Origin of the sequence: Streptomyces sp. NPDC059866 (genome assembly GCF_042731325.1) — a bacterium.
In the GTDB taxonomy this organism is placed as follows: Bacteria; Actinomycetota; Actinomycetes; order Streptomycetales; family Streptomycetaceae; genus Streptomyces; species Streptomyces flavusporus.
On sequence record NZ_JBHWJT010000040.1, the window covers coordinates 46,917 to 55,512 of the forward strand.

8 protein-coding genes and 1 pseudogene are annotated in these 8,596 nt (G+C 69.2%); 7 read left to right on the top strand and 2 right to left on the bottom strand.

Going from position 1 to position 8,596, the window contains the following annotated elements; genetic code table 11:
- Positions 1-50: 50 nt before the first annotated feature.
- From ACFV7R_RS39570 to ACFV7R_RS39600, 7 genes and pseudogenes are all read left to right on the top strand, one after another.
- A pseudogene (locus tag ACFV7R_RS39570) lies at positions 51-534 on the top strand (hypothetical protein); the annotation flags it as partial.
- Positions 535-693: 159 nt separating this feature from the next.
- The gene (locus ACFV7R_RS39575) at positions 694-1,908 is read left to right on the top strand and encodes an ROK family protein (RefSeq protein ID WP_385273229.1); all 1,215 of its coding nucleotides are present in this window, start codon (positions 694-696) and stop codon (positions 1,906-1,908) included.
- 136 nt (positions 1,909-2,044) lie between these two features.
- Positions 2,045-3,382, top strand: a complete 1,338-nt coding sequence (locus ACFV7R_RS39580) for an ABC transporter substrate-binding protein (RefSeq protein ID WP_385273232.1) — start codon at positions 2,045-2,047, stop codon at positions 3,380-3,382.
- A 7-nt stretch (positions 3,383-3,389) separates the two neighbouring features.
- Positions 3,390-4,331 (top strand): carbohydrate ABC transporter permease, encoded by a 942-nt coding sequence (locus ACFV7R_RS39585; RefSeq protein ID WP_385273235.1) that lies wholly within the window; start codon positions 3,390-3,392, stop codon positions 4,329-4,331.
- A complete protein-coding gene (locus ACFV7R_RS39590) occupies positions 4,331-5,221 on the top strand; it encodes a carbohydrate ABC transporter permease (protein WP_385273238.1) in 891 nt (296 codons plus the stop codon). The genes ACFV7R_RS39585 and ACFV7R_RS39590 overlap by 1 nt, the downstream gene beginning before the upstream one ends.
- 7 nt (positions 5,222-5,228) lie before the next feature.
- Positions 5,229-6,494 (top strand): 6-phospho-beta-glucosidase, encoded by a 1,266-nt coding sequence (locus ACFV7R_RS39595; RefSeq protein WP_385273241.1) that lies wholly within the window; start codon positions 5,229-5,231, stop codon positions 6,492-6,494.
- On the top strand, positions 6,491-7,534 hold the full coding sequence (locus ACFV7R_RS39600; protein ID WP_385273244.1) for an N-acetylglucosamine kinase: 1,044 nt from the start codon (positions 6,491-6,493) through the stop codon (positions 7,532-7,534). Before ACFV7R_RS39595 ends, ACFV7R_RS39600 begins: the two co-directional genes overlap by 4 nt.
- Before the next feature lie 50 nt (positions 7,535-7,584).
- Here ACFV7R_RS39600 and ACFV7R_RS39605 read toward each other — a convergent pair whose 3' ends face one another.
- Together ACFV7R_RS39605 and ACFV7R_RS39610 are read right to left on the bottom strand one after the other, a co-directional pair.
- Positions 7,585-8,046 carry a transposase gene (locus tag ACFV7R_RS39605; protein WP_385273267.1) on the bottom strand — a complete coding sequence of 154 codons (462 nt, stop codon included), beginning with the start codon at positions 8,044-8,046 and terminating at the stop codon, positions 7,585-7,587.
- A 63-nt stretch (positions 8,047-8,109) separates the two neighbouring features.
- The coding region (locus ACFV7R_RS39610) for a helix-turn-helix domain-containing protein (RefSeq protein ID WP_385273247.1) at positions 8,110-8,596 on the bottom strand (487 nt) is incomplete at its 5' end.

Below are 8,596 nucleotides of genomic sequence, written 5' to 3' on the forward strand. Positions count from 1 at the left end.
GGACACCCAGCGTCACCACCGACTACGGGCCAGAGCCGCTCGTTTGACAGACCCTCGACCCGCGCGAGCAGCTCTTCAGCGCCGCGGACGCCACCACCTGGAAGGCCGCCGCCGTCTACGTCCGCTCGTACACGGACATGGACGACTCCGACGGCCACATCAGCTTCGAGACCGGCGTCGACGCGTGGGTCAACCTCGGCACGGCCAAGCTGCAGCGCAAGGCGGGGCTCGGTACCAACGCGACGCCGGAGCCGGTCGTCAAGGGCAGGACCCTGACCGTCAAGGGCAAGCTCACCCGCGCCGACTGGGCCAAGGGCACCTTCACCGGCTACCAGGGCCAGACGGTCACCCCTCCAGTTCAAGGCCAAGGGCGCCACCGCCTACACCGACGTCAAGACGGTCACCTCCGGCACGGGCGGAGCCCTGGCCACCACCGTGAAGGCGTCGAAGGACGGCTCGTACCGCTACAAGTTCGCGGGTACGTCCACCACCGCGGCGAAGACCTCGGCCGCCGATTACGTCGACGTGAAGTAACACCACCGCCTTCGTGGCGCGCACCGCCCCCGGGTAACGACTCCGTTGCCCGGGGGCTTTTTCGTGGCCGGATATTGACGCACGACTGGTCTAGTCCTACGTTTCCTGCCATCGACATCCGATAGGAAAGTTTCCTAACAGTTGGGGAGTGGCGTACCCATGGCAGGAACCCCTCGCATGCTGCGCGCCATGAACGACCGTGCCGCGCTCGATCTGCTGCTGGAGCACGGACCTCTCTCCCGCACCCGGCTCGGCAAGCTCACCGGCCTGTCGAAGCCGACCGCCTCACAACTGCTGGCCCGGCTGGAGGCCGCCGGGCTCGTGGTCGCCACGGGCACCGGCGGAACCGGCGTCGGCGAGGGCCGCCCCGGGCCCAACGCCCAGCTGTACGCGGTCGATCCGACCGCCGCGTACGCCGCCGGCCTCGACGTCACTCCCGAACGCGTCCTCGCCGCCGTCGCCGACATCACCGGCCGCACGGTGGGCGAGTACGCCGTCCCCACCCCCGGACGCCGACCGGCCGAGCCCGTCGTACGGCAGGTCACCACCGCGCTCGACGGCGCGGTCAAGGCAGCCGGGCTCGTACGGTCCGACGTGCGCCGCCTCGTCATCGGCACCCCCGGCGCCTTCGACCCGGGCACCGGGCGGCTGCGGTACGCCTCCCACCTCCCCGGCTGGCACTCCCCGACCCTCCTCGACGAACTCGCCGCCGCGCTGCCGATGCCGGTGGAGTACGAGAACGACGTCAACCTCGTCGCCCTCGCCGAACAACGGCTGGGCGCGGCCAGGGGCCACGACGACTTCGTCCTGCTGTGGAACGAGGGCGGCCTCGGCGCCGCCGTCGTCCTGGGCGGACGGCTGCACCGGGGGTTCACCGGGGGTGCGGGAGAGGTCGGCTTCCTGCCGGTACCGGGCGCTCCGCTGGTTCGGCAGGTGACCAAGGCCAACAGCGGCGGCTTCCAGGAGCTCGCCGGGTCCCAGGTCATCCCCCGGCTGGCCCGCGAGTTGGGCATCTTCGACATCCCCGACGGGCCGTACGCCGAGGTCGCGGCGGCGTTGGTCGCGCGGGCCGCCGACATCGGCTCCGGCGCACACCGACAACTTCTGGCAACATACGCGACCGGGCTCGCGACCGGTCTGGCCGCGCTGGTGTCCGTACTCGATCCCGAACTCATCGTCCTCAGCGGTGCCGCGCTGACCTCCGGCGGTGAGCCGCTTCGGGGGCTGGTCCAGGCCGAGTTGAGGGAGCTGGCAGCTTCCCGGCCTCGGCTGGTTCTCGGTGCCGTGCTTGAACGCCCTGCGCTGCGCGGGGCGTTGGAGAGCGCGCTCGCCGCTACTCGTGACGAAGTCTTCGACACGTTGACGCTCCGCTGAGAAGGCCGTCTGAAAGGCCGTCTGAAAACTGCCGGCCGTCCGTGGCTGGTCGCGCAGTTCCCCGCGCCCCTAAAGGGGCGCGCCCCCTCAACCCCCAACGCGAAGTCACCCATCCCTGCCCTCAGGAGACCCCGCCATGCCCGGAATATCCAAGAACGCGGCGATCGCTCTCGCCGCCTCCGTCTTCCTCGCCCTCCTCGTCACCGCCTGCACCGGACAGTCGGACACCGCGGCCTCCGACGACCCGAACGCCAAGACGACCATCACCTTCTGGCACGGCTGGAGTGCGCCCACCGAGGTGAAGGCCATCCAGGAGAACGTCGACCGGTTCGAGAAGGCGCACCCGAACATCACCGTCAAGGTCGTCGGGAACATCAACGACGACAAGCTCAACCAGGCGCTGCGGGCCGGTGGTTCGAACGGTCCGGATGTCGTGTCGTCCTTCACCACCTCCAACATCGGGAAGTTCTGTTCCTCCGGCGCCTTCCTCGACCTGAAGCCCTTCATCGAGAAGTCGAAGCTCGACCTCGACAAGACCATCCCGAAGCCGATGCTGGACTACACCCAGTTCGAGGGCACCCGGTGTGCCCTGCCGCTGCTGGGGGACGCGTACGGGCTGTACTACAACAAGGACGCGTTCGAGAAGGCCAGCATCAAGTCGCCGCCGAAGACGTGGTCGGAGTTCGCGAAGGTCGCGAAGAAGCTGACCGTCGCCAAGGGGGACAGCTACTCGCAGCTGGGCTTCATGCCGAACTACCACGGTTACGAGACGGTCGTGGACCACTACATGTCCCAGTGGGACCACGCCTACTTCGACGCCGACGGCAAGTCGAACATCGCCAAGGACCCGGCGTTCGCGGAGATGTTCACGTACCAGAAGAGCCTGGTGGACTCGCTCGGCGGCTTCGGGAAGCTGGAGAAGTACCGGAACACCTTCGGTGACGAGTGGGGGGCCAAGCACCCGTTCCACACCGGGCAGGTGGCCATGCAGCTCGACGGCGAGTGGCGTCTCGGGATGGCGAAGGACGCCGGCGTCGACTTCGAGATCGGCACCGCCCCGATGCCCGTCGCCGACGACGAGGCCGCCGAGTACGGCAAGGGCTTCCTCTCCGGCACGATCATCGGGATCGCCCCGCAGAGCGAGAAGCAGAACGCGGCCTGGGAGCTGGTGAAGTACCTGACGACCGACACCGAGGCCGTCGTCTCCTTCGCCAACGCCATCCACAACGTGCCGTCCACCTTCGAGGCTCTCAAGTCGCCCGACCTGAAGGTGGACGAGGGCTTCCAGACGTTCCTGGACATCGCCCAGCACCCGGAGTCGAACACCCCGCCGGCGTCCATCAACGGCTCGACGTACCAGACGACCCTCCAGGACTTCGGCTACCAGTACGAGTCCGGCAAGGTGAAGGACCTCGAGGCCGGTCTGGAGAAGACCGCCGAACAGATCGACACGGACATCGAGCAGGCGAAGTAGCGTCCCGATGACCACGCACACTCTCCGCGCGAAGCGCCGCAGGTCGGCGCTTCGAACGGTGGCCTTCCTGGCACCGTGGCTCATCGGGTTCGGCGTCTTCTTCGCCTATCCGCTGGTGTCCACCGTGTACTTCTCCCTGATGAAGTACGACGGCTTCGGCACACCGGTCTTCCGCGGCCTGGGCAACTGGGCCTACGTCTTCACCGACTACCCGATGTTCTGGCCCGCCCTGCGCAACACCCTCTGGCTGGTGCTGGTGATGGTGACCTGCCGGGTGGTGTTCGGGCTCGGCGTCGGTCTGCTCATCACAAAGATCAAGACGGGTGCGGGCGTCTTCCGTACCCTCTTCTACCTGCCGTACCTGGCCCCGCCCGTCGCCGCGACCCTGGCCTTCGTCTTCCTCCTCAACCCCGGGACCGGGCCGGTCAACTCCGTCCTCGACGGCCTCGGGCTGCCGACGCCCGGCTGGTTCACCGACCCCGCCTGGTCCAAGCCGGCGCTCACCGCGCTCGCGCTGTGGGGGGTGGGCGACCTCATGGTCATCTTCATGGCCGCACTCCTCGACGTACCGAAGGAGCAGTACGAGGCCGCCGAGCTGGACGGGGCCTCGGCCTGGCAGCGGTTCCGGTTCGTGACCCTGCCGAACATCTCGCCGATCGTGATGTTCGCCGTGGTCACGGGCGTGATCCAGACGATGCAGTACTACACGCAGCCGCTGGTGGCCGGGAAGGTCGCCTCCGGGATCATCGGCGGCTCCGGGCAGCAGTTCGAGCCGGGCTACCCGGACAAGTCGACGCTCACCCTTCCCCAGCTCGTCTACAACCTGGGCTTCCAGCGCTTCGACTACGGCGCCGCCTGCGTGGTCGCCCTCGTGCTGTTCGCCCTGTCGATGGTGTTCACGGCGCTGCTCATGCGGCGCCGGGGCGGACTGATCGGAGCGGCCGACTGATGACCCAGGTACTCGACAAGCCCGCACTGGCGGACGCCACCGTCGCGAGTGAGCGCACCGCGCGCCGGCGCGTGCTCCTGGAGTGGATCGCCGTCCACTCCCTCGGCGTCGCCGCCGCGCTCTTCTTCACACTGCCCTTCGTGTTCGTCGTCCTCACCTCGCTGATGAGCGACCAGCAGGCCCTCACCCGCGACCTCGTCCCGGACACCTGGGAGTGGAGCAACTATCGGCAGGTCTTCGACACCCCCGGCTTCCTGACCTGGTGGAAGAACACCCTGATCTACGCGGGCCTCGGCACCGTCCTCACCGTCGTGTCGTCCCTCCCCGTGGCGTACGCCCTCGCCAAGTTCCGCTTCCGGGGCCGGAATCTGGCGTTGATGCTGGTCATCTCGATGATGATGCTGCCGCCGCAGGTGGTCGTCATCCCGATGTACCTGTTCTGGGCGAAGCAGTGGGACCTGTCGGGCTCGCTGTGGCCGCTGATCATCCCGATGGCGTTCGGGGACGCGTTCTCGATCTTCCTGCTGCGGCAGTTCCTGACGACCATCCCGAACGAGTATCTGGACGCGGCCCGGGTGGACGGCTGCGGCGAACTGCGCACCCTGGTGCGGGTCGTCCTGCCCATGGCCAAGCCGGGGATCGCCGCCGTCGCCCTCTTCCAGTTCTTCTACGCCTGGAACGACTACTTCGGCCCGCAGATCTACGCGTCGGAGAACCCGGCCGCCTGGACGTTGAGTTACGGCCTGGAGTCCTTCAAGGGCGCGCACCACACCGACTGGAATCTGACCATGGCCGCGACCGTGCTGGTCATGGCCCCCGTGATCCTCGTGTTCTTCTTCGCGCAGAAGGCGTTCGTCGAGGGCGTCACTCTGACCGGAGTTAAGGGTTGATATCTGTATGAAGCTCACCGTGGTCGGCGGAGGCTCGACCTACACACCCGAACTCGTGGACGGGTTCGCCCGGCTCCGGGACACGCTGCCGATCGAGGAGCTGGTGCTCGTCGATCCGGCCGCCGAGCGGCTGGAGCTGGTCGGCGGTCTGGCCCGGCGTATCTTCGCCCGTCAGGGGCACCCCGGGCGGATCGTGACGACGGCCGACCTGGACGCGGGCGTGGCGGACGCCGACGCCGTACTGCTGCAACTCCGGGTCGGCGGACAGGCGGCCAGGGAGCAGGACGAGACCTGGCCGCTGGAGTGCGGCTGCGTCGGGCAGGAGACGACCGGTGCCGGTGGCCTGGCGAAGGCGCTGCGCACGGTCCCGGTGGTCCTGGACATCGCCGAACGGGTCCGCCGTACGAACCCCGACGCCTGGATCATCGACTTCACCAACCCGGTGGGGATCGTGACCCGCGCCCTGCTCAAGGCCGGTCACAAGGCGATCGGACTGTGCAATGTGGCGATCGGACTGCAACGGAAGTTCGCCAATCTGCTGGGCGTGACCCCGGCCGAGGTGCATCTGGACCATGTGGGCCTCAACCACCTCACCTGGGAGACCGGAGTCCGCCTCGGCGGCCCCGCGGGCGAGAACGTCCTCGCGCAGCTGCTGACCGACCACGGCGACACGATCGCCGCCGATCTGCGGCTGCCTCGTCCTCTCCTCGACCGCCTGGGCGTGGTCCCCTCCTACTACCTGCGCTACTTCTACGCCCATGACGAGGTCGTACGGGAGCTGCGCACCAAGCCCTCGCGGGCCGCCGAAGTGGCCGCCATGGAGCGCGAGTTGCTCCAGATGTACGCCGACCCGGCGCTCGACGAGAAGCCCGCGCTGCTGGCCAAGCGCGGCGGCGCGTACTACTCGGAGGCCGCCGTCGACCTGGCCGCGTCGCTGCTGGGCGGCGGCGGCAGCACGTACCAGGTGGTGAACACGTACAACCACGGCACGCTGCCCTTCCTCCCCGCCGACGCGGTGATCGAGGTGCAGGCGTCCGTGAGCGGCGAGGGCGCCGCCCCGCTGCCGGTGCCGTCCGTGGACCCGCTGTACGCCGGCCTGATGGCGAACGTGACCGCGTACGAGGACCTGGCGCTCGACGCGGCGCTGCGCGGCGGCCGGGACCGCGTGTTCCGGGCGCTGCTGGCCCACCCCCTGATCGGCCAGTACGAGTACGCCGACGCCCTCACCGACAAGCTGATCGCGCACATCCGGGAGCACCTCGCGTGGGCATGAGCGTTGGGGTGAGCGCGGGCGTGAGCGCGGGTCCGACCGGGAGTGTCCTCGCGATCGACGCGGGCAACAGCAAGACCGACGTGGCGGTGATCGCGGCCGACGGGGAGGTGCTGGGCACGGCTCGCGGGGGCGGGTTCCGGCCGCCGGCGGTGGGGGTGCCGGCGGCCGTGGACGCCCTGGCGGAGGTGGTGCGGGCGGCATTCGCCTCGGCGGGCGTCGAGGCGGTCGACCATGTGTCGGCCTGTCTCGCCAACGCCGACTTCCCCGTCGAGGAGGAACGGCTGGCCGCCGCGCTGCACACGCGCGCGTGGGGCGCTTCGGCCGAGGTCCGCAACGACACGTTCGCGATCCTGCGGGCGGGCGTGGCCGAGCCGCGCGGGGTGGCCGTGGTGTGCGGCGCCGGCATCAACTGCGTCGGCATGCGCCCCGACGGCCGTACCGCCCGCTTCCCCGCACTTGGACGCGTCTCCGGCGACTGGGGCGGCGGCTGGGGCCTCGCCGAGGAGGCGATGTGGCACGCGGCCCGCGCGGAGGACGGCCGGGGCGGCCCGACCGCCCTCGCCCGGACCCTGCCCGCCCACTTCGGCCTGGACTCCATGTACGCCCTGATCGAGGCCCTCCACCTGGAGCGCATCCCGTCCGCCCGCCGCCATGAGCTGACCCCGGTGCTCTTCGCGACGGCGGCCTCCGGCGACCCGCTGGCCCGCTCCCTGATCGACCGCCTCGCCGAGGAGGTGGTCACCATGGCCACGGTGGCCCTCACCCGCCTGGACCTGCTGGAGGAGGAGACCCCCGTCCTCCTCGGCGGCAGCGTCCTGGCGGCCCGCCACCCCCACCTCAACACCCGAGTACGCGCCCTACTGGCCACCATAGCCCCAAAGGCCGTCCCCGAGGTGGTCACAGCGTCCCCCGTACTGGGCGCGGCCCTACTGGGCCTGGACCAAACGGGCGCGAAAACAGAGGCCCACGAGAGAGTACGCGCACATTTCGAAGCCCCCGAGCCCCAAAGGGGCGCGGGGAACTGCGCGAGCAACCACTGACAACCCGCACGCGCCACCGAACCGAACCCCCCGAGCTAGTGCTGGATTCCTCAAACGATGTACACATAGCGGCGGCGTAAGCGCCTGGTGGGTGCTGCGGGTCTGCCCCAGATCCAGGGTCTGGAGCGGGCGTTGAGCTGGTCGGTGGCGACGCTGGTCGCGTGGGTGATGTGGTCGCGGTCGCCGAAGGAGCGTCCGGCCAGAGCGGTCTTGCGGAAGGTGCGCCACCAGCCTTCTTGGAGGTTGAGCCAGCAGGCGCCGACCGGGATGAACACGTGCCTGATGCGTGGGTGGTCCTCCAGCCAGGTGCGGGTGGACCCGCTGTTGTGCGAGGACAGATTGTCGGTGATCACGTAGATGTCCCCGTGCGGGTTGGCGTCCTCGACCAGTTGGAGGAACTGCTGGTAGAAGACACTGTTACGGGAGGTGGCCGTCATCGTGACCTCGTGGCCGTCCCGGACACATAAGGCGCCGTAGACCCAGGTTTTCTCCGGTCCGCGGGAGTAGTCGATCTCGTTTTTTGATGCGGTGTCCGTCCGGTGACCAGCCCGGTGCCGGCGGGAAGGCGCGTGGGATCACCGGGCCGAGTTCGTCGGCGCAGACCACCGTCGCGCCGTCGGGCGGGCTGGTGTAGAGCTCGACGATCCGCGTCCTTTTCCCTCGAAGTCCGGATCCTTCGACCGGGTCCAGGACCGCGTCCGGCGCCAGCGCACACCCTCGGCCAGCAAGATCCTGCGCACCTGGGAACGGCCCACCTGGATGCCCAGCTCCTGAGCGGCTGCGGCCAGTGCGTCCAGGGTCCACTCCGCCGGCCTGGTCTCGTCCGGCGCCCACATCTCATTCGACGGCTGAACCTCCAGCCGACCTGGCGGCGTCAGCTTGACCAGGCCGACGATCCTCGAGCGCTCGGCCTCGGTGATCCTTCGCTTGCGGCCTTGCCCGCCCAGATCCTCCAGTCCCTCCAGCCCCAAGCGATTGAAGCGGTGCAGCCAGCGGCGCACCGTCTTCTGACTGCACCGCAGCTCATCGGCGATCTGCGGGACCAGCCACCCGTCCCAACTC